This is a genomic window from Bacillus hominis, assembly GCF_030348325.1.
In the GTDB taxonomy this organism is placed as follows: domain Bacteria; phylum Bacillota; class Bacilli; order Bacillales; family Bacillaceae_G; genus Bacillus_A; species Bacillus_A hominis.
Window position 1 is genome coordinate 3505593 of sequence record NZ_JAUCFS010000005.1, and the last position, 19879, is coordinate 3525471.

19 protein-coding genes and 1 other annotated feature are annotated in these 19879 nt (G+C 37.7%); all 19 genes read right to left on the bottom strand.

Annotation, left to right across the window (positions count from 1 at the left end; genetic code table 11):
- Positions 1-2: 2 nt before the first annotated feature.
- Complete coding sequence (gene pyrD, locus QUF93_RS20600; protein ID WP_002121858.1) at positions 3-914, bottom strand: dihydroorotate oxidase B catalytic subunit; 912 nt, start codon at positions 912-914, stop codon at positions 3-5.
- A complete protein-coding gene (gene pyrK, locus QUF93_RS20605) occupies positions 911-1690 on the bottom strand; it encodes a dihydroorotate oxidase B electron transfer subunit (protein WP_000983359.1) in 780 nt (259 codons plus the stop codon). Before pyrK ends, pyrD begins: the two co-directional genes overlap by 4 nt.
- Positions 1687-4905, bottom strand: a complete 3219-nt coding sequence (gene carB, locus QUF93_RS20610) for a carbamoyl-phosphate synthase large subunit (protein ID WP_289360040.1) — start codon at positions 4903-4905, stop codon at positions 1687-1689. The genes pyrK and carB overlap by 4 nt, the downstream gene beginning before the upstream one ends.
- The gene (locus QUF93_RS20615) at positions 4890-5987 is read right to left on the bottom strand and encodes a carbamoyl phosphate synthase small subunit (protein ID WP_289360041.1); all 1098 of its coding nucleotides are present in this window, start codon (positions 5985-5987) and stop codon (positions 4890-4892) included. The genes carB and QUF93_RS20615 overlap by 16 nt, the downstream gene beginning before the upstream one ends.
- Positions 5984-7270 (bottom strand): dihydroorotase, encoded by a 1287-nt coding sequence (gene pyrC / locus QUF93_RS20620; protein ID WP_289360042.1) that lies wholly within the window; start codon positions 7268-7270, stop codon positions 5984-5986. Before pyrC ends, QUF93_RS20615 begins: the two co-directional genes overlap by 4 nt.
- Entirely contained in the window at positions 7254-8168 is a 915-nt protein-coding gene (gene pyrB, locus QUF93_RS20625; RefSeq protein ID WP_289360043.1) for an aspartate carbamoyltransferase, read from the bottom strand. The genes pyrC and pyrB overlap by 17 nt, the downstream gene beginning before the upstream one ends.
- A gap of 148 nt (positions 8169-8316) precedes the next feature.
- Positions 8317-9609, bottom strand: coding sequence for a uracil permease (gene uraA / locus QUF93_RS20630; RefSeq protein ID WP_071713206.1), 1293 nt, complete (start codon positions 9607-9609; stop codon positions 8317-8319).
- Positions 9610-9754: 145 nt separating this feature from the next.
- Positions 9755-10297, bottom strand: a complete 543-nt coding sequence (pyrR, locus tag QUF93_RS20635; protein WP_001156489.1) for a bifunctional pyrimidine operon transcriptional regulator/uracil phosphoribosyltransferase — start codon at positions 10295-10297, stop codon at positions 9755-9757.
- Positions 10298-10500: 203 nt separating this feature from the next.
- Positions 10501-11409, bottom strand: a complete 909-nt coding sequence (locus tag QUF93_RS20640) for an RluA family pseudouridine synthase (RefSeq protein ID WP_289360044.1) — start codon at positions 11407-11409, stop codon at positions 10501-10503.
- A gap of 4 nt (positions 11410-11413) precedes the next feature.
- On the bottom strand, positions 11414-11872 hold the full coding sequence (lspA, locus tag QUF93_RS20645; RefSeq protein WP_000642182.1) for a lipoprotein signal peptidase LspA: 459 nt from the start codon (positions 11870-11872) through the stop codon (positions 11414-11416).
- 124 nt (positions 11873-11996) lie between these two features.
- Positions 11997-12326 (bottom strand): TraR/DksA C4-type zinc finger protein, encoded by a 330-nt coding sequence (locus QUF93_RS20650; RefSeq protein ID WP_001002953.1) that lies wholly within the window; start codon positions 12324-12326, stop codon positions 11997-11999.
- 155 nt (positions 12327-12481) lie between these two features.
- Positions 12482-15247: an isoleucine--tRNA ligase gene (gene ileS2 / locus QUF93_RS20655; RefSeq protein ID WP_289360045.1), complete on the bottom strand. Its 2766-nt coding sequence runs from the start codon at positions 15245-15247 to the stop codon at positions 12482-12484.
- A 71-nt stretch (positions 15248-15318) separates the two neighbouring features.
- Positions 15319-15542 (bottom strand) — a binding site (T-box leader).
- A 51-nt stretch (positions 15543-15593) separates the two neighbouring features.
- A complete protein-coding gene (divIVA, locus tag QUF93_RS20660; RefSeq protein ID WP_001131609.1) occupies positions 15594-16100 on the bottom strand; it encodes a septum site-determining protein DivIVA in 507 nt (168 codons plus the stop codon).
- Between the two features lie 89 nt (positions 16101-16189).
- On the bottom strand, positions 16190-16957 hold the full coding sequence (locus QUF93_RS20665; RefSeq protein WP_289360047.1) for a YlmH family RNA-binding protein: 768 nt from the start codon (positions 16955-16957) through the stop codon (positions 16190-16192).
- 15 nt (positions 16958-16972) lie between these two features.
- Entirely contained in the window at positions 16973-17236 is a 264-nt protein-coding gene (locus tag QUF93_RS20670) for a YggT family protein (RefSeq protein WP_002121879.1), read from the bottom strand.
- A 6-nt stretch (positions 17237-17242) separates the two neighbouring features.
- Entirely contained in the window at positions 17243-17713 is a 471-nt protein-coding gene (locus tag QUF93_RS20675) for a cell division protein SepF (protein WP_002014721.1), read from the bottom strand.
- 19 nt (positions 17714-17732) lie between these two features.
- The gene (locus QUF93_RS20680; RefSeq protein WP_002121881.1) at positions 17733-18407 is read right to left on the bottom strand and encodes a YggS family pyridoxal phosphate-dependent enzyme; all 675 of its coding nucleotides are present in this window, start codon (positions 18405-18407) and stop codon (positions 17733-17735) included.
- A 5-nt stretch (positions 18408-18412) separates the two neighbouring features.
- Positions 18413-19222 carry a peptidoglycan editing factor PgeF gene (gene pgeF, locus QUF93_RS20685; protein ID WP_128281166.1) on the bottom strand — a complete coding sequence of 270 codons (810 nt, stop codon included), beginning with the start codon at positions 19220-19222 and terminating at the stop codon, positions 18413-18415.
- Between the two features lie 117 nt (positions 19223-19339).
- Positions 19340-19618 carry a YlmC/YmxH family sporulation protein gene (locus QUF93_RS20690; RefSeq protein ID WP_033711972.1) on the bottom strand — a complete coding sequence of 93 codons (279 nt, stop codon included), beginning with the start codon at positions 19616-19618 and terminating at the stop codon, positions 19340-19342.
- Between the last annotated feature and the right edge of the window lie 261 nt (positions 19619-19879).

Genomic DNA, 19879 nt, shown 5'->3' on the forward strand with positions numbered 1-19879 from the left:
ACTTACTTCCAGCTCCTTCCTTGACATTCCGAAATGTGATCAAATCCTAATTCATCTAGTAATGCTGGTAATTCTTCAATAATTGTCGGACATACGAACGGATCGATAAAGTTCGCTGTACCTACTGCAACCGCGCTTGCACCAGCATAGAAAAATTCAATTACATCTTCCGCTGTTTCAATACCACCCATTCCGATAATCGGAATGTTAACCGCTTGACTTACTTCATGTACCATACGAATTGCTACTGGCTTAATCGCAGGACCTGATAATCCGCCTGTACGGTTTGCTAAAATTGGTTTAGCTGTTTTTAAATCTAGACGCATACCAAGCAATGTATTAATCATCGTTAAACCGTCTGCACCTGCATTTTCAATCGCTTTTGCAATCTCCACAATGTTTGCCACGTTCGGTGACAACTTCACGTATACAGGTACTTCAGAAACCTCTTTTACTCGCTTCGTTAAATCAGCAGCAATTTCAGGATTTGTACCAAAGGCGATACCACCTGTTTTGACGTTTGGACAAGAAATATTTAATTCTAGTGCATGAACATTAGGTGCTTTTGAAATTTCCTTCGCAACCGCTACGTAATCCTCAGCTTGTGAACCAGCGACGTTTGCAATAATCGGAAGATCAAATTGTTCGAGAAAAGGTAATTCAGAATTCATTACCTTTTCTAATCCAGGATTTTGAAGCCCGATTGCATTTAGCATTCCACCTGGTGTTTCAGCAACACGAGGCGTTGGATTTCCATAACGAGGTTGTTCTGTCGTCGCTTTAATCATAATTGATCCAAGTACACTTAAATCATAAAACTGTGCATACTCACGACCAAATCCGAAGCAACCAGATGCTGGGATGATTGGATTTTTTAATGATAACCCTGGTAATTCAACTTGCAATCTGTTCATAATACAACCTCCCCGATTGGAAATACTGGTCCGTCGCTACACACCTTCTTGTAAGAATGTCCACTTGGATCTTCTTGTAAGTGGCATACACATGCGAAACAAGCTCCAATACCACAACCCATGCGTTCTTCTAATGAAATATAGGCTTTTTTCTCTTTATAACGTCCTTCTAATGCACGAAGCATCGCTAACGGACCACATGAATAAAGAATGTCAAAGTCAATTCCGTAATTATCAATTACATCTGTGACAAACCCTTTTGTACCGTGTGTACCGTCTACTGTCGCAACGTACGTATCACCAAGTTCTGCGAATTTTTCTTCATAGAAAACAACATCTTTCGTTTGAAAACCTAAGATGTGAATAACGCGTACACCTTTTGCAACGAGGCGCTGTGATAATTCATAAAGTGGTGGTACACCAATTCCCCCGCCTACTAACAAAGCTGTTTGTCCAGCTTCCGCTTCTTCTACAGGAAAACCGTGTCCTAGTGGTCCTAGAACGTCTACCATTTCACCTTGTTTTCTAGTTGCTAATGTTTTTGTCCCTTGTCCTTCCGCACGATATAGCATTGTAAATTCGTTCTTCTCTTGATCGACATTACAAATACTAATTGGGCGGCGCAGAAGGGGCGCAATGCCCTCTGCTACCTTAATGTGTACAAACTGCCCTGGTTCGTTCATTTGCTGTACTAAAGTTCCTTGAAGCACTAATTCGTAAATGTTTTTTGCGATTTCTTTTTGATTAACGACGATCATATTTTGCTTTTGCATCATGCATGTACCACCTCGTGACGCTTTGTTTGCGTAATTTCTTTCATTGAATGAGCTGAGAATGTCATAGATTCTAATACTCGTAAGATTGCTCTCGTTGTATCAAGTGATGTTAAGCAAGCTACACCATTTTCTACTGATTCACGGCGAATGCGGAAACCATCACGCGCTGGTTGTTTGCCTTTTGTTAATGTATTGATTACAAACTGTGCTTTTCCTTGACGGATAATATCTAGTAAGTTATAGTCTTCAGAATCAATTTTGTTTACAACTTGTACTGGGATATTTTGCTCTGCTAACGATTGTGCTGTTCCAGCTGTTGCTAATAAGTTATAGCCAATTTCGTGGAAACGTTTTGCAATTTCCATCGCCTCTTCTTTATCTTTATCCGCTACAGTGATGATTACTGATCCGTGCGTTGGAATGTTAATTCCAGAAGCAACAAGACCTTTATATAGTGCTTTTTCAAGCGTTAAATCTTTACCCATTACTTCCCCTGTTGACTTCATTTCAGGTCCTAATGTTGTATCAACTGAGCGTAATTTCGCAAATGAGAATACTGGTGCTTTTACATACACTTCTTTCTCTTCTGGGTGATAGCCAGTTCCATATCCTTGTTCTACAAGATTTTGGCCTAAAATTACTTTCGTCGCGACATTCGCCATCGGTACGCCTGTAATTTTACTTAAGAATGGTACTGTACGGCTCGCACGTGGGTTTACTTCAATTACGTACACTTCATCTTTGAATACTACAAACTGGATATTTAGTAATCCAATGATGTTTAAACCTTTTCCAAGTGCAATTGTATGTTCGATAATTTGTTCTTTCAGTTTTGCAGATAAGCTCTGTGGTGGATATACTCCAATTGAATCACCAGAGTGAACTCCAGCGCGTTCAATATGTTCCATAATACCTGGAATGAATACATTTTCACCGTCTGAAATTGCGTCTATTTCAATTTCTTTACCAACCATGTAACGGTCGATTAATACAGGATGCTCTGCGTGAACTTTAACTGCGTTTTTCATGTAGTGCAGTAATTCTTCTTGACGATATACGATTTCCATCGCACGTCCACCTAGTACGTAAGATGGTCTTACTAATACTGGGTAACCAATTTTGTCAGCGATTGCTACCGCTTGTTCTACAGTTGTTGCTGTTTTACCAACTGGTTGCGGGATACCTAATTGTGTTAATGCAGCTTCGAATTTATCACGATCTTCTGCACGGTCTAAATCTTCAAGTGATGTTCCTAAGATTTTCACGCCGTGTTCTTCTAATTTCGCCGCTAAGTTAATTGCCGTTTGTCCACCGAACTGAACGATAACACCTTCTGGCTTTTCTAAATCAATGATGTGCATTACATCTTCTATTGTTAGTGGTTCAAAGTATAATTTGTCAGAAATACTGAAGTCTGTTGAAACTGTTTCTGGGTTGTTATTAACAATGATTGCCTCATATCCAGCTTCTTTTATTGCCCATACAGAGTGAACTGTTGCGTAGTCAAACTCAACACCTTGACCGATACGGATTGGACCAGACCCTAGTACAACCACACTCTTACGATCTGTTATAACCGATTCATTCTCGTCACCATATGTGCTGTAGTAGTAAGGTGTTGCAGATTCAAACTCCGCCGCACAAGTATCTACCATTTTATACACAGGAGTCATATTGCTTTCTTTACGTATATCGTAAATTTCGCGCTCTGTTTTGTTCCAAGCATTGGCAATGTAATGGTCACTGAAGCCCATTTCTTTCGCAGATTGTAACACTTCCATATTTCCTACATTCGCTTTTACTTCGCGTTCCATGTTTACGATGTTTTCAACTTTTTGTAAGAAGAAGAAGTCCATTTCACACCATTCGTTGATTTCTTCTTTCGTTACCCCTTGACGGATCGCTTCTGCTACAACGAACAGACGCTCATCATCAGCTTTTATAATACGCTTTTTCATCGTTTCTTTATCAAGCTCTTTTAAGTGGTCTAACTCTAGGTGATAAACGCCAAGCTCTAAAGAACGGATCGCTTTTAATAATGATTGTTCTAAGTTACGTCCGATTGACATAACTTCACCTGTTGCCTTCATTTGTGTACCAAGTGTTCTGTTTGCTGATTCAAACTTATCAAATGGCCAACGTGGAATTTTTGAAACAACATAGTCTAATGCTGGCTCGAAGCAAGCGTATGTTTTTTGTGTTACTGGGTTTACAATTTCATCTAATGTTAAACCGACTGCAATTTTCGCCGCTAGCTTCGCAATTGGATATCCAGTTGCTTTAGATGCTAGTGCAGACGAACGACTCACACGTGGGTTTACTTCGATTACATAGTATTGGAAGCTATGTGGATCAAGTGCAAGCTGAACGTTACATCCACCTTCAATTCCTAATGCGCGAATAATTCTTAATGAAGTGTTTCGTAACATTTGATACTCACGGTCACTTAATGTTTGGCTCGGTGCTACAACGATAGAATCACCTGTGTGAACCCCAACCGGATCGATATTTTCCATGTTACATACTACAATCGCGTTATCATTCGAATCACGCATTACTTCATATTCAATTTCCTTACAACCAGCAATACTCTTTTCTAATAAACATTGTGTTACTGGACTATGTTTTAATCCACCTGATACGATTTCAATTAGTTCTTCTTCATTACTACAGATTCCGCCACCTGTTCCCCCCATTGTAAATGCCGGGCGAACAATTACTGGATAACCAATTTCTTTTACAAATTCATGTGCTTCTTCCAGCGTATGAATAATTGTGCTAGATGGAATTGGTTCATTTAATTCCTGCATTAATGTACGGAATAAATCACGATCCTCCGCTTGCTCGATTGCTGATAATTTTGTTCCTAAAATTTCAACTCCGCACTCTTCAAGTATGCCTGATTTCGCAAGTTCAACTGCCATATTCAGGCCTGTTTGACCACCTAATGTTGGTAGGATTGCATCTGGGCGTTCTTTACGAATAATACGGCTTACGAATTCTAGTGTTAATGGTTCTATATATACTTTATCTGCTGTTGCAGTATCTGTCATAATTGTTGCTGGGTTAGAGTTAACAAGGATTACTTTGTAACCTTCTTCTCTAAGAGATTGACAAGCTTGTGTACCAGAGTAATCAAACTCTGCTGCTTGCCCAATTACAATTGGTCCTGATCCGATTACTAAAATTGTGTTAATGTCTAGGCGTTTTGGCATAACTCTTCCCCTTCTTTCTTGAAGTTTTCAATCATTGCTAAGAAATCTTCGAATAAATCATTTGCATCTTCTGGTCCTGCAGAAGCTTCTGGATGGTATTGCACTGTAAATGCTGGGAACTTCGTATGACGAAGACCTTCTACTGTTCCATCATTTAAAGCAACATGTGTAATTTCAAGTTCTGTATTTCTAACTGATTCTTCTTCTACTGCGTAACCATGGTTTTGAGATGTAATTGCTACTTTTCCAGTTGCAAGATTTTTTACTGGATGATTTAAACCACGGTGACCGAATTTTAACTTACTTGTATTCGCACCAGATGCTAGGGCGAACAATTGATGTCCTAGGCAAATCCCGAATAAAGGAACTTTACCAATAATGTCTTTTAACATTTCAATTGCTTCCGGTACATCTTTTGGATCTCCAGGTCCATTACTTAACATAATTCCATCTGGGCTAAGGCGTAAAATCTCTTCTGCTGTTGTATTGTAAGGTACTACAATTACATCACAGTCACGCTTATTTAATTCTCGTAAAATACCATGTTTCATTCCGAAGTCTACAAGTACAACTCGATGACCACGGCCTGGGCTTGGATATGGATCTTTCGTTGATACGCGTTTTACATGATCTGTAAAGACAGTTGCTTTCAATTGGCTAACGATGTCCTCTACATCCACATCCATATTGCAAAGACGTCCGCGTAATGTACCGTATTGACGGATTTTTCTCGTTAATTTTCTCGTATCAATTCCTGCTAATCCTGGGATATTTCTTTCTTTTAAATAATCATTTAACGAAATTTCATTACGGAAGTTTGATGGGTGATCACAAATTTCATTTACAATTAAACCATTTACAGACGGGTGAATTGATTCAAAATCGTCACGGTTAATGCCGTAGTTTCCGATTAGTGGATACGTAAATGTTACGATTTGACCGCAGTATGATGGATCAGATAAAGTTTCTTGATATCCAGTCATCCCAGTTGTAAATACAACCTCACCTGACTTTTCGATTTCTCCTCCGAAACCTTTTCCAATTAATACTGTTCCATCTTCTAAGATAAGTTGTCTTTTCATACTAATGCACTCTCCTTTTGCCATGCGATCTTACCACCAACGATTGTCATAACCGGCCAACCTTGGCATTTCCAACCTGCGAATGGTGTATTTTTTCCTTTTGATAAGAATGTTGTTGGATCAATCTCTTCTTCTTGTTCTAAATCAATGATTGTAATATCAGCTACTCTACCTTCTTTCAGGCGACCTGCTTCTAAACCGAATGTATCAGCTGGCTTTTCTGTTAAGAATTGAATTAACTGTTCTAGTGTGATAATTCCTTTTTTCACAAGGTTTGTGTATAGAAGTGGGAATGCTGTTTCAAAACCAGTAATTCCGAATGGTGCTCTTTCAATGCCTTGCGCTTTCTCTTCCGCAGTATGCGGTGCATGGTCAGTTGCGATCATATCGATCGTTCCATCTAGTAACCCTTCAATTAACGCTGCATGGTCTTCTTTTCCACGAAGCGGTGGGTTCATTTTAAAGTTAGGATCAGCTGATGGGATATCATCTTCACATAACACTAGGTGATGCGGTGTTACTTCTGCTGTTACTTTAATTCCAGCGCGTTTCGCATCACGGATTACACGTACAGATCCTTTCGTACTTACGTGACATACGTGATAGTGACAATCTGCCGCTTCAGCAAGCAGTATATCCCTTGCAATATGTACAGATTCACATACTGATGGGATACCGTTTAATCCGTGTTTCTCAGAAAACTTCCCTTCATGTACACAACCTTTATTAATAAGTGTATTCTCTTCACAGTGTGCAACTACTGCCATATTCAGTTTTGCTGCACGCTTCATAGCAGCTAACATCATGCTAGCATCTTGTACGCCTACACCGTCATCAGTGAAAGCAAATGCTCCAAGCTCTTTTAACGTTTCAAAATCTGTCATTTCAGAACCTGCTTGGCGTACTGTAATTGCTCCGTATGGCAGTACATTAACATGTGCTTTTTCTTTAATACGTTTTTGTAAGTCTTCCATATGCTCTTTACAATCTGGCACTGGGCGTGTATTTGGCATTGCACAAATTGTAGTGAATCCACCTTTTGCTGCTGCAAGTGTTCCTGTTTCAATTGTTTCTTTATGTTCACCACCTGGTTCGCGAAGATGTACGTGTACATCTACTAATCCAGGTGCGATTAACTTTCCGTTTACATCGATTACTTCAGCATTATCTGCCGTAATATTTTCTGCTACCTTCGCAATTTTACCGTCTTGTACGAGAAGATCTGTTGCTACAATTTTTCCTTCTTCATTCATATAACGACCGTTTTTAAACAAATAATTCATGTTTCATTCCTCCTAATACATTTGGTAATGCGCGTTTTAGTACAGCCATTCTTACGTAGACCCCGTTTTCCATTTGCTTAAATATGCGTGAGCGTTCACACTCGACAAGTTCACTCGCAATTTCAACATCACGGTTTACAGGGGCTGGATGCATAATAATGCTTCCTTCTTTCATACGTTTTTCTCTTTCAACTGTTAACCCATGTTGCTCGTGATACTCTTTCATAATGTCTGTTTCATAATGGTCATGACGCTCATGTTGTACACGAAGTAACATCATCACATCCACTTCTGGAACAAGTTCATCTAAATTCTTGTACGTTCCAAATTTGTTCTCTTCATCTTTCCAATCTTCTGGGCTTGCAAAGTAAATTGTCGCGCCCAGTTTCGTTAATGCTTCTGCATTAGAACGTGCTACTCGGCTATGACGAACATCCCCAACTATTGCAATCTTCAAACCTTCAAATCTTCCAAACTCTTGTTTAATTGTTAGAAGATCGAGTAGACATTGCGTTGGATGATTTCCACATCCATCTCCAGCGTTCAAGATTGGGATATTCACCTGATCTTTTAATTCATCGAAGTAACGATCTTGCTCATGGCGGATGACTACCGCTTTTGTTCCGATTGATTCTAGTGTTCTTATCGTATCGTATAAAGTTTCTCCTTTTTGTACGCTAGATGAATCTGCTGAAAAGTCTAATACTTCAAGTCCTAATCTCTTCTCAGCAACTTCGAAGCTAAATCTCGTTCTCGTACTATTCTCAAAGAACAAGTTTGCAACAAAAGTTTGCTCTGTCGTTTTGCTCTCTTTTCCATTCGCAAAATCTTCTGCGTCTTTTAGGATTTCTGAAATTTCTACTTCCGATAATTCACTCATCGTTAACAAATGGCTCATCGTCATCCCTCATCTTTCTGATTTTTATGTTACCACTTTTGTATATTTATAACAACCTTTGTATAAAAATACCCTAGTCATGTAAGACTAGGGTGCAAGGAAGAAGCCACTCTTTTCTGTCTCACAGGACTGAATTAAAAGGTTATTTTTATGAAGCAATCTGCTTAGATTGTTTTGTATGTTTTTCTTGTTTTGTTTCTGGTAGTAGTAGATTTAACAGTACACCTACAATCGCTGCAAGCGCCATTCCTTCTACTTGGAATGAATCCCCTACGTGAAGTACCGCTCCACCAATACCGATTACTAGTATTACTGATGCAATCATTAAGTTTCGTTTGTCACTTAAATCTGTTTTATCATCTACCATCATGCGTAATCCGCTTGATGCGATTACACCGAATAGTAAGATTGATACCCCGCCCATAACTGGTGTTGGGATCGAATGAATCAGTGCAGAAATCTTACCGATAAATCCGAATGTAATTGCGAACACTGCTGAACCGATGAATAAGTATACACTGTATGCTCTCGTAATTGCTAGCACACCGATGTTTTCACCATACGTTGTATTCGGTGGTCCACCGATTAGTGATGCAATCAATGTTGCTACTCCATCACCGAAGATTGAACGGTGTAAACCTGGTTTTTCAATTAAATCTCTTTTGATAACATTTCCTAATACAATTTGATGTCCGATATGTTCTGAAATTGTTACGAGTGCAACTGGTACCATTAAGAGTACAATCTTCCATGAAAACTCTGGTGTGTATGTTACAAATGGTACTGTGAAATCTGGTATGACAAACCATTTTGCCTCAGCTACCGGCTTTAAATCAACTAGCCCTTGGAAGTAAGCAAAGATGTAACCTCCGATGATTCCAAGTAAAACTGGTATGATACTGAAGAACCCTCTCCCGAATATGGAGCAAATGATTGTAATTGCTAATGTTACTAATGCTACTGAAAAGTGTGTAAAGCTATACTTGCCATCTGCACCGTTCATCGCCATATTTACTGCAGTGTGTGCTAAAGCTAAACCGATTACCATTACAACCGGACCAACTACGATTGGTGGAAGTAATTTCATAATCCACGCTGATCCAGACTTCTTAATTCCGATTGAAATTAACAGGTATACAAGTCCTGCAAGTAAACCACCAAGCATTGCTGCTCCCGGTCCACCTGCTGTTTTCGCTGTTATAATCGGTGCGATAAAGGCGAATGATGATCCTAGATAGGCAGGTACTTGACCTTTCGTTATAAGAAGAAACGCTAACGTTCCTAATCCACTTGATATTAATGCTACTGATGGATTCAATCCTGTTAAAAACGGAACAAGCACTGTTGATCCAAACATCGCGAACAAATGTTGTATACTTAAAAATAACCATTTTCCCGGTTTCGGTACTTCATTAACGTCTAACACTGGCTTTTGTTCCATTGTTACATCCTCCTTCAGTTGAAATCTTTACAATAAAAAAACTCTTTGCGCCTGTGCACAAAGAGTCCTATACTTTCGTATGCCAAATTTGACATATGAAAGCCAAGACCCTTTGGCAGCCTCACAGGACTACATTTAAAAGGGCTTACTTATCATATATACTTACTCGATCTTGTTGATCTGTCTCTTGCAAATCAACTTCAATACGTTCTTCACTTGATGTTGGAATGTTCTTTCCTACATAATCAGCGCGAATTGGTAGTTCACGATGACCTCTATCAACAAGAACAGCCAATTGAATTTGTGATGGTCTACCTAAATCCATAAGAGCATCCATTGCTGCTCGAACTGTTCTTCCTGTATATAACACATCATCCACAAGGATAACTTTTTTCTTCGTAATATCTACAGGAATATCAGAACCTTTTACAAGTGGTTCTTTATGTTTTGATTGTAGTGTTAAATCATCACGATATAACGTAATATCTAACTCGCCTACTTCCATTTCTTTTCCTTCAATTTGACCAATTCGTTCTGCCAAACGTTGTGCAATAAAAATTCCACGTGTTTTAATTCCGACAAGAACGCAATTATCGACACCTTTATTTCGTTCCACGATTTCATGACTAATTCGTGTTAAAGCGCGGCGAATCATTTGGTCATCTAAAACGACAGCTTTTTCCTGCATGTTCTACACCTCCAAGCTTTTTTCTTGCATGAGAGGAATGGTATAAAAAAAGTCCTCTCAGCGTGTGCGAGAGGACTTTTGAAAAAAGGGTACAGCATACCCTAAGTATTTCAAACCGTTACCTTCTCAACCTCACGGGGCTGTGTTAAAGGATCATTATTTAACTGTTGTCAGTATCTCAGTTTTCGTGTGATTTGTCAATACTATTTTCGTAAAATATTTAATGCATCTTCAAACACTTCTGGAATAGGTGCTTCAAACTGAATATATTCACCAGTACGAGGATGGTCAAATCCTAAAATACCTGCATGAAGTGCTTGTCCATTCATATCTAATGTTTTCTTTGGTCCATACTTTGGATCTCCCGCAAGTGGATAGCCAATATATTTCATATGAACACGAATTTGGTGCGTACGTCCCGTTTCTAAGCGGCATTCTACAAGTGTGAAATTCTTAAATCGCTCTAACACTTGGAAATGTGTAACTGCATTCTTACCATTTTCATCAACAGTCATACTTTGACGTTCTTTTTTATCACGACCAATTGGAGCATCAATTGTTCCTTTATCATGTGGAATTACACCATGTACAATCGCTTTATAGCGTCTTGTTACCGTTTTTGCTACAAGTTGATTTACAAGTGACTCGTGTGCCATATCATTTTTTGCAACCATTAATAGGCCAGATGTATCTTTATCAATACGATGCACAATACCAGGGCGCATTACACCGTTAATACCTGATAAATCTGTACAATGGTGCATAAGGCCGTTTACAAGCGTACCACTTGTATGACCTGGCGCTGGATGTACAACCATACCACGTGGCTTATTTACAACGAGTACATCTGCATCTTCATAATAAATTTCTAAATTCATATCTTCTGGTTGAATATCTAATGCTTCTGGTTCAGGAATCGTTACTGTAATTTCATCATTTGCTTTAACTTTATAATTCCCTTTAATCACTTTACCATTTACTGTTACAACAGCATCTTTAATCCATTGCTGCACTTGTGAACGTGACCATTCACTGTTTATTTCTGCAACGAATTTATCAATTCGCTCGCTCTTTTGTTCTTCTGCAACTGTTACTTGTACTACTTCACTCATTCAATTACTCCTTCGTTTTCTTTCCTTCTAATACTGTTTGAATAATAATTAATACAACTCCAATACATAATGCTGAGTCAGCTATATTGAATACTGGATAGTTATACGAGAAAATATACACGTGAATGAAATCCACTACTTCTTGTCTAAATACACGATCAATAAAATTGCCAATTGCTCCGCCTAAAATTAGACCTAATGAAATACCTAGAAGCTTGTCTGTCTTCGCATACTTTTTCATATAAAATACGATAAACACTACGAAAACGACTGTAATAATGTAGAAAAACCACATTTTATTTTCTAAAATACCCCAGGCAGCTCCTCTATTTCGATGTGATGTTATGTATAATACATTATCGATAATCGGAATGCTTGTACCCAATTCCATGTTCTTTACAATTAGCCACTTCGATATTTGATCGATGGCAATGACAAATAACGCTATTACATAATATATCATTTTCATTTCCCCCACAAAGACAGTGTACCTCAAAATTTTAGCATAGCTGCTACCTTTTCACAATGAACCTTTATAGAAGAATAAAATAAATTAAAAAAAGGTAACATAATATCGTTGTGCGTATTCATACATTTACCTTTTCATAGAAAAATTCATGAATCGTACGGGCAGTGGGCATTGTTTTCATTTGTTTTACCGAAATTACTCTCCCCGTTTCTTCACAAATACCGTACATATCTATTTCCATTTTAAATAATGCACGTTCTACATCCTTTAAATCCTCTTTCATATCATGTAAGAGCAATTTTTTCTTTATCTCTTCCTGAATTTCATATCCGAGCTCCCCACTAAACTCCATATCGTATTTATGCATTACTTCTTTAGCTAGTCTCTCTTGCAACTCTTTTCTCATCAATTGCAATTCTTCTTTTATTTCCATGTAGATTTCATTCACGTGTACATTCCTCCTAGCTGTAATGTACAGTTAGTGTGTCCGAAATCTATTTGCTTACCTCACACACATTTTTCCTTCATAGGAAAGAGAGTGAAAGTTATTTCAATATACTGTTAACAAAAAAATGACTGCACTTTACGTGCAGTCATTCCTTATTATTTTACATAGTTTTCTTTAACAACTGTTGCACAACGCTCACATAATGTTTCATGTTCAGCATCTTTACCAATTGTTTCTGAAACTACCCAACAACGTTCACATGTTTCACCAGTTGCTTGAGCAACAACAACCGCTGTATGCTCATATTTAGGCGCATCTGCTGGAGCTGCTTCCATTAGACCACCAAGCTTATACTCAGAAACGATGAATAATTGCTTTAAGTCTTCGCTAATAGACTCTAACATAGCTTTCATTTCTGCAGTTGGATATAGTGTAATGCTTGCATTTAATGACTTACCGATGACTTTTTCATTACGCGCTACTTCTAACGCTTTTAATACGTCATCACGTAATGTCATAAATGCATCCCATTTTGTTTTTAATGCTTCCGCACCATCTATTTCTGCAGCTTCTGGCATATTAGTTAATTGTACGCTTTCTTCTTCTGCACCAGGAACATAAGGCCATACTTCATCAGCTGTATGAGGTAAGATTGGTGTTACAAGTTTTGTTAATGCAACAAGAACATCATATAATACTGTTTGAATTGCGCGGCGATCTTGGTGATTTGCACCTTCAATATATAAAATGTCTTTCGCAAAGTCTAAATAGAATGAACTTAAATCAATTGTACAGAAGTTATGGATTGCATGATATACTGCTGCAAAGTCATATGCTTCATATGCTTCTTTCACTTTTGTAATTAAGTCATTTAATTTTACTAACATGTAACGGTCCACTTCACGAAGCTCAGCTGCCGCCACTTTATTTTCACCTGGATTAAAGTCATCTAAGTTTCCTAATAAGAAACGGAATGTATTACGGATTTTACGATATACTTCTGCTACTTGTTTTAAAATATCATCTGAAATACGTACATCAGATTGATAGTCAACAGAAGAAACCCATAAGCGTAAAATATCTCCGCCTAATTGATCCATAATTTTCTTCGGTACGACGATGTTTCCAATCGACTTACTCATTTTACGTCCGTCACCATCTAATACGAAACCGTGGCTTAGAACACCTTTATACGGTGCTTTACCTGTTACAGCAACTGCTGTTGATAATGAAGAGTTAAACCAACCACGATATTGGTCAGATCCTTCTAAATATAAATCTGCTGGACGTTGTAAATCATCACGCTCTTCTAATACCGCTTGGTGAGAAGAACCTGAATCAAACCATACATCCATAATATCTGTTTCTTTACGGAATTCACCATTTGGGCTACCTGGATGTGTAAATCCTTCTGGTAATAGATCTTTCGCTTCACGCTCGAACCATACGTTAGAACCGTGTTCACGGAATAAATCTGCTACATTGCTAATTGTTTCATCTGTAATAATCGGGTCCCCATTTTCCGCATAAAATACTGGAATTGGCACACCCCATGCACGTTGACGAGAAATACACCAATCACCGCGGTCACGAACCATATTATGAAGACGAGTCTCACCCCATGCTGGCACCCATTTCGTTTCTTCAACAGCTTGTAATAATTCTTTACGGAATGCTTCAATAGATGCAAACCACTGTGCTGTTGCACGGAAAATAATTGGTTTTTTCGTTCTCCAATCATGTGGGTATGAATGCGTAATAAATGTTAATTTTAGTAACGCACCTACCTCTTCTAATTTTTCCGTAATTGGCTTGTTAGCTTTATCATAGAATAAGCCTTCAAATCCAGGTGCTTCATTCGTTAATACACCTTTATCATCAACTGGGCAAAGTACTTCTAATCCATACTTTTTACCAACAACGAAGTCATCTTCCCCGTGTCCTGGTGCTGTATGAACACAACCTGTACCTGCATCTGTTGTTACATGATCTCCTAGCATAACTAATGAATCACGATCGTAGAATGGATGTTTTGCAACTGTATACTCAAGTTCGCTACCTTTTACCGTTTTCACAACTTCAGCATTTTCCCATTCTAACGTTTTTGCAACTGTCTCAAACAGCTCAGAAGCGATGATATATTTCTCATCATTTACTTTTACAATGCTATATTCAAGTTCTGGATGAACAGAAATACCTAAGTTTGCAGGTAACGTCCAAGGTGTTGTTGTCCAGATAATGAATTTCTCATCACCTTCTAATACGTTCTTTCCATCTTTAACAGGGAATGCTACGTAAATAGATGCTGATTTTTTATCTTGATATTCAATTTCAGCTTCTGCTAAAGCTGATTCACTCGTTGGAGACCAGTAAACTGGCTTTTGTCCTTTATAGATATAACCTTTTTTCGCCATGTCACCAAACACTTTAATTTGTTGTGCTTCATAAGCTGGCTCTAAAGTAATATATGGATTATCCCAATCTGCACGTACACCTAGACGCTTAAATTGTTCACGTTGACGCTCTACTTGCTCATATGCATACTCTGCACATAACTTACGGAACTCAGCAACCGTCATTTCTTTACGTTTTACACCTTTATTTGTTAAAGCTTGCTCAATTGGTAAACCGTGCGTATCCCAACCTGGTACATATGGTGCACTAAAACCAGTCATTGATTTATAGCGAACAATAAAGTCTTTCAATACTTTATTTAATGCATGTCCCATATGAATGTCACCATTCGCATATGGAGGTCCATCATGCAATACGAATAAAGGACGACCTTTTGTATGCTCTTGCACTTTTTCATAAATGTTCATTTCAGCCCATTTTTCTTGCATTGCAGGCTCACGCTTTGGTAAATTCCCACGCATTGGGAACTCTGTTTTTGGCATTAGTAATGTATTTTTGTACTCCATGCTCAATTCCTCCTTACATGTATAAAAGAAATACTTAAAAAACGGAATAAAAAAGAGACCTTCTCATCCCCAAAAGGGACGAGAAAGTCTCCCGCGGTACCACCCTAGTAGACCATATACGTATGTATAAGATCCTCTTTATATTCTTAACGCGAATATACGCCTACGCTTACTCTATTTGTTCAGCGCGGAACTCCAGGGTGATATTCCCATTATCTCCTTATCCTGAGCTTACACCATCCTCAGTTCGCTATATAAGGTGTGAAAAGGTACTTATCCCTATCTTCGTTTTTCTTAATAAATATGTTGTTTAAAATTATATGTAATAATGAGAAAAACGTCAAGCTTACACTGTTTCTTCTTTTTTCAACAGCTCGTCCACTTCGTCTTCTAACTCAATTAACTTATCCCAATCATCGTTGTTTAACATTTCAAGCTGTGTTTCTAACAGCATACGGAAACGAGTTCGGAATACTTTTGCTTGTTTCTTCAGCTCTTCAATATCAAAGGCAACTTTTCTTGATTTTACTAACGCTTCGTTAATGATACGATCTGCATTTTTTTCTGCTTCACGTACAATTAATTTCGCTTCTTTTTGTGCATTACGCTTCACTTCTTCAGCAGCTTCTTGTGCGACAATGATAGATTTGTTCAGCGTATCTTCAATATTAGAAAAATGATCTAACTTTCCTTCTAATTGTGCAACCTTTTCTTCTAAAGCTTTTTTCTCACGAATGACTAATTCATAATCTTTGATAATTTGATCAAGAAACTCGTTTACTTGATCTTCATCATAGCCACGGAATCCGCGACCAAATTCTTTGTTATGAATGTCTAATGGTGTTAACGGCACAACGCCACCTCCAAGTAGTTATCTAAATTTCCTCTTTCAATTATATCTTTTCTTCGACAAAATAGGAGGATTTCCTTCTAAAAAACCAATCATTTTAGTATACCATACAAAATTCTCCATTTGTCGCGTTTTGTTCTACCTTCTACAGAAAATAATTTACTTCGTCCGTATCCTCTTACAGAATAAACATCTCCTGGATAACATTCATAAGAAGTTTGCTCTACTGTTTTCCAATTGACTTTTACTAGTCCATTTTTTATGAGAGGTTGTACTTTCTGCCTAGATATATGTAGCATTTCAGCTAATAAAACATCTAGCCGCAGTGACGAAACAGTCCCAGATTTTTCTCCCCATTTTTCACTTACCTGCAATATTTGCTCTACTTGTATAGGAGAGAGTGTAACTTTCATTTTCCCTATTGATTGTAAGTTCATTTCAATATAAGATACAACTTCTTTTGCAACTGCAATTTGGGCACGATCTTCTTGAAGCAAAATATCACCACATTTTTCCCTTGTTAAACCAAGCGACATGAATGCACCTAATATTTGCCTATGTTCTAGCGTGAAAAACTTGGAAGGATAGTCAATTTCTAATACTTCTACTTGAAATTCCTCTTCATTTAATTCTAGATAATCTGGATAAATTAGTGCTCTTTTTCGTTCGGATTCAGGCATCGCACCATCAAAGCGTACAGCTACATCTCCTTGCCCTATTACCATAGAAACAATTTGTTGCTGTCTTGGATCAAGAAAATCTGTTAACTTGACTTGATGGTACTCAGCAGCCTGTTTCCACTCTAATACTTTATCCACAAAGACCTCTTCATCAGGTCTAAAATGCTCGTAGATGCTCATGTATTTAACCTCACACTATAAAAAATAGTTGAATAAACTCACTAAACCACCTCTAGCAAGTTTCAAGGCAATAATAGCAACAAGTGGAGAAATATCAATCATACCAAATGGTGGAATAAACCTCCTAAACGGCTCTAAATACGGTTCACAAATACGTGCAAGAAAATCTCCAAAAGCTGATTCCTTTGCTCCAGGAAACCATGATAGGAGAATGTAAATAATTAGTGCCCACGAGTAAATCTCGATAGCAGTAACTAACACTGTTAAGATTGTTGTCATGGCGTATTACCACCTCTTTATATTTGTCTCTTCTTCTTCACCGAATAACTCTGAAATCGCACCAACGATATCAACATTTTCAGGTGTACACATAAATGTTTTCGGGCCTATTTTTTGAATATCCCCGCCTATAGCGTATACAGTACCACTTAAAAAGTCAACGATACGTACAGCTTGATCTGTAGACATTCTTTGCAAATTAATTACAACAGCTCGTCTACCTTTTAAGTGATCCGAAATGCCTTGTGCTTCCGAATATGTGCGTGGTTCTAGTAAAACAACTTTTGAAGATTGCTTCGCTGTTTCAATACTCACTACATTTTGCTTCGGTTGCACTTTCGCAAACGGAACATCTTGTTGTTCTGGGGGATCTTGTTGCTTTTTCATGTCTGTTTGCTCCTTTTCATAACTATATTGAGCTGCTTCTTTTTCTTCCGGTGTGTCAAAAAAGAAGTATTTTACTTTTGACCAACTCATAATAACTTTCTCCTTCCTCTTACGCTTTTCCTACTAAAACCGTTCCCAAACGAATATATGTAGCGCCTTCCTCAATTGCAATCGTGTAATCATTTGACATTCCCATTGATAATTCTTTACATGGTGCATGTAATAATTCTAGCTCCTGCACCTCTGTTTGTAGCATTCGCAATTCCTTAAAGCAGCGACGAATTTCTTCCTCTTCTCCTGTAAACGGAGCCATTGTCATTAATCCTACCACTTCAATCTTATCCAATTCTTGCAAACTTTGAATAAAAGAAATTGTTTCTTCTATCGCCAATCCTTGCTTTGATTCTTCAGATGATGTTTTCACTTGAATAAAGCATTTAACTTTCTTATCAGCACGTTTTTGAATTTCTTTTGCAAGCGAGAGACGATCTAATGAATGTAAATAATCAATCTCATTAATGATTTCTTTTACTTTTCTCGTTTGCAATGAGCCAATAAAATGCCAATTCACTTTTGAACCGAAATGCTCGTATTTTTGTAAGAAACCTTCATTTCTATTTTCACCTAAATCAATAATTCCCGCTTCAATTACTTCGCTTGTTTTTTCAATTCCTACAGTTTTTGTAACTGCAACGAGCTTAATATCTTTCATCGAACGTCCAGCTCGTGCACAAGATTCTTTAATTGTTTCGTTTACAGCTGCTAAATTCCCTTGCACTGTCACTTGCTTCACTCCCCCTTAAAACCTATGAAACTCAACATTCTCCCCGTCTTACCTTGATCACGACGATGAGAGAAAAATAATTGTTCTTCACAGCTTGTACAAAGAGATGACATTACAATATGTTCTTCTTTTATGCCTGCTTGTACACATAATATACGATTAACTTCTTTTAAATTAATTGCATACTGACCATCAGAAATTACTTTATGAGGAACAGATCCGTTTACTACTTGCTGTGCTGCTGTTAATACACGATCATCAACAACATAACAACAAGATCCGATTGCAGGACCAATTGCGACATGAATTTCATCACTTGAAACACCTTCTGCATTCCACTTTTGAATCATTTCTTTCGCAATCTCTGTTACAGTCCCTTTCCATCCAGCATGCGCAAGTCCTATCATACCATGTGATGGTGCATAAAAATAGAGTGGAACACAATCCGCGTAACAAGATGTTAAGAGTACATCTGTATTAGTTGTATAAATGCCATCCGTTTTTGGAATACCGTCTTCATATGAATAGACGCCTTTTCCTTTTTCTTGTTGCCCTACTTTTTCAACATGATGATCATGAACTTGTTCAGAACAAATCCATTTTTCTAATGGTTTTTGCAACTTATCCGCTAAAATGCGTCTGTTTTCATGAACATTCTCCACGTTATCATTCACATGTAATCCTAAATTCATCGCATGAAAGGAGCCTGTACTTACCCCACCATCTTTTGTCGTAAATCCAGCAGTAATGTTTCCAAGTTCTTTCCACGCTTGTATATACAGTATACCGTCCACATATTTAAATGGTTCTCTCATAAAGCGGCTCCTTTTAATTAAAATAACAGAAAAAAGCATGGTACTTCCTGTCTATTTTACCATACTTTTATTTTTTCATAATGCCAACAGAAAAAAAAGAGGAATTTGTAATATTCTTTATGAAATTGTCGGTGTTTGTATTGATTCTGTTACAGAATTAACATGATCTACTTTTACAAGTATGACATCTTCTCCAATTTTCATAATTTGTTCCCATGGAATTACTAATTCTACTTCCTTCCCAAAGAGTCCAAGCATTCGTGCCTGCTTAGAAATAATAACCGCCCTAATCTTTCCTGTGTCTATATCAATATCAATATCTCCAATATTCCCAAGCCTCTTTCCATCTGAAACATTTACAACATCCTTCATTTGAAACTCCGAAATCCGTATCATATTCATCCTCTCCCTTATATCATGAATCGTAAGTACGCTCTCAAATAAAGTAAAACCTTAATCAGTGGGATTTCCCCCATCCCTACTGATTATTAACCCATGCTAATCGGACTTTTACGGGCAGTCCCGCTTCCATCTAACTTTTTACTTCAGCCTAATTTTGAAGCGGATAAACAGTATATAACCGCTACTAATAGAACATTCATTTTATTTTCATTATATGAACCTACCCACTCTACTATGAGCGCAAAATATTATATA

Excerpts from the sequence above, each read along its gene's own strand:
- pyrD (WP_002121858.1), bottom strand. The coding sequence starts at position 914 with ATGAACAGATTGCAAGTTGAATTACCAGGGTTATCATTAAAAAATCCA.
- pyrK (WP_000983359.1), bottom strand. The coding sequence starts at position 1,690 with ATGATGCAAAAGCAAAATATGATCGTCGTTAATCAAAAAGAAATCGCA.
- carB (WP_289360040.1), bottom strand. The coding sequence starts at position 4,905 with ATGCCAAAACGCCTAGACATTAACACAATTTTAGTAATCGGATCAGGA.
- QUF93_RS20615 (WP_289360041.1), bottom strand. The coding sequence starts at position 5,987 with ATGAAAAGACAACTTATCTTAGAAGATGGAACAGTATTAATTGGAAAA.
- pyrC (WP_289360042.1), bottom strand. The coding sequence starts at position 7,270 with ATGAATTATTTGTTTAAAAACGGTCGTTATATGAATGAAGAAGGAAAA.
- pyrB (WP_289360043.1), bottom strand. The coding sequence starts at position 8,168 with ATGAGCCATTTGTTAACGATGAGTGAATTATCGGAAGTAGAAATTTCA.
- uraA (WP_071713206.1), bottom strand. The coding sequence starts at position 9,609 with ATGGAACAAAAGCCAGTGTTAGACGTTAATGAAGTACCGAAACCGGGA.
- pyrR (WP_001156489.1), bottom strand. The coding sequence starts at position 10,297 with ATGCAGGAAAAAGCTGTCGTTTTAGATGACCAAATGATTCGCCGCGCT.
- QUF93_RS20640 (WP_289360044.1), bottom strand. The coding sequence starts at position 11,409 with ATGAGTGAAGTAGTACAAGTAACAGTTGCAGAAGAACAAAAGAGCGAG.
- lspA (WP_000642182.1), bottom strand. The coding sequence starts at position 11,872 with ATGATATATTATGTAATAGCGTTATTTGTCATTGCCATCGATCAAATA.
- ileS2 (WP_289360045.1), bottom strand. The coding sequence starts at position 15,247 with ATGGAGTACAAAAATACATTACTAATGCCAAAAACAGAGTTCCCAATG.
- QUF93_RS20665 (WP_289360047.1), bottom strand. The coding sequence starts at position 16,957 with ATGAGCATCTACGAGCATTTTAGACCTGATGAAGAGGTCTTTGTGGAT.
- QUF93_RS20670 (WP_002121879.1), bottom strand. The coding sequence starts at position 17,236 with ATGACAACAATCTTAACAGTGTTAGTTACTGCTATCGAGATTTACTCG.
- QUF93_RS20675 (WP_002014721.1), bottom strand. The coding sequence starts at position 17,713 with ATGAGTTGGTCAAAAGTAAAATACTTCTTTTTTGACACACCGGAAGAA.
- pgeF (WP_128281166.1), bottom strand. The coding sequence starts at position 19,222 with ATGAGAGAACCATTTAAATATGTGGACGGTATACTGTATATACAAGCG.
- QUF93_RS20690 (WP_033711972.1), bottom strand. The coding sequence starts at position 19,618 with ATGATACGGATTTCGGAGTTTCAAATGAAGGATGTTGTAAATGTTTCA.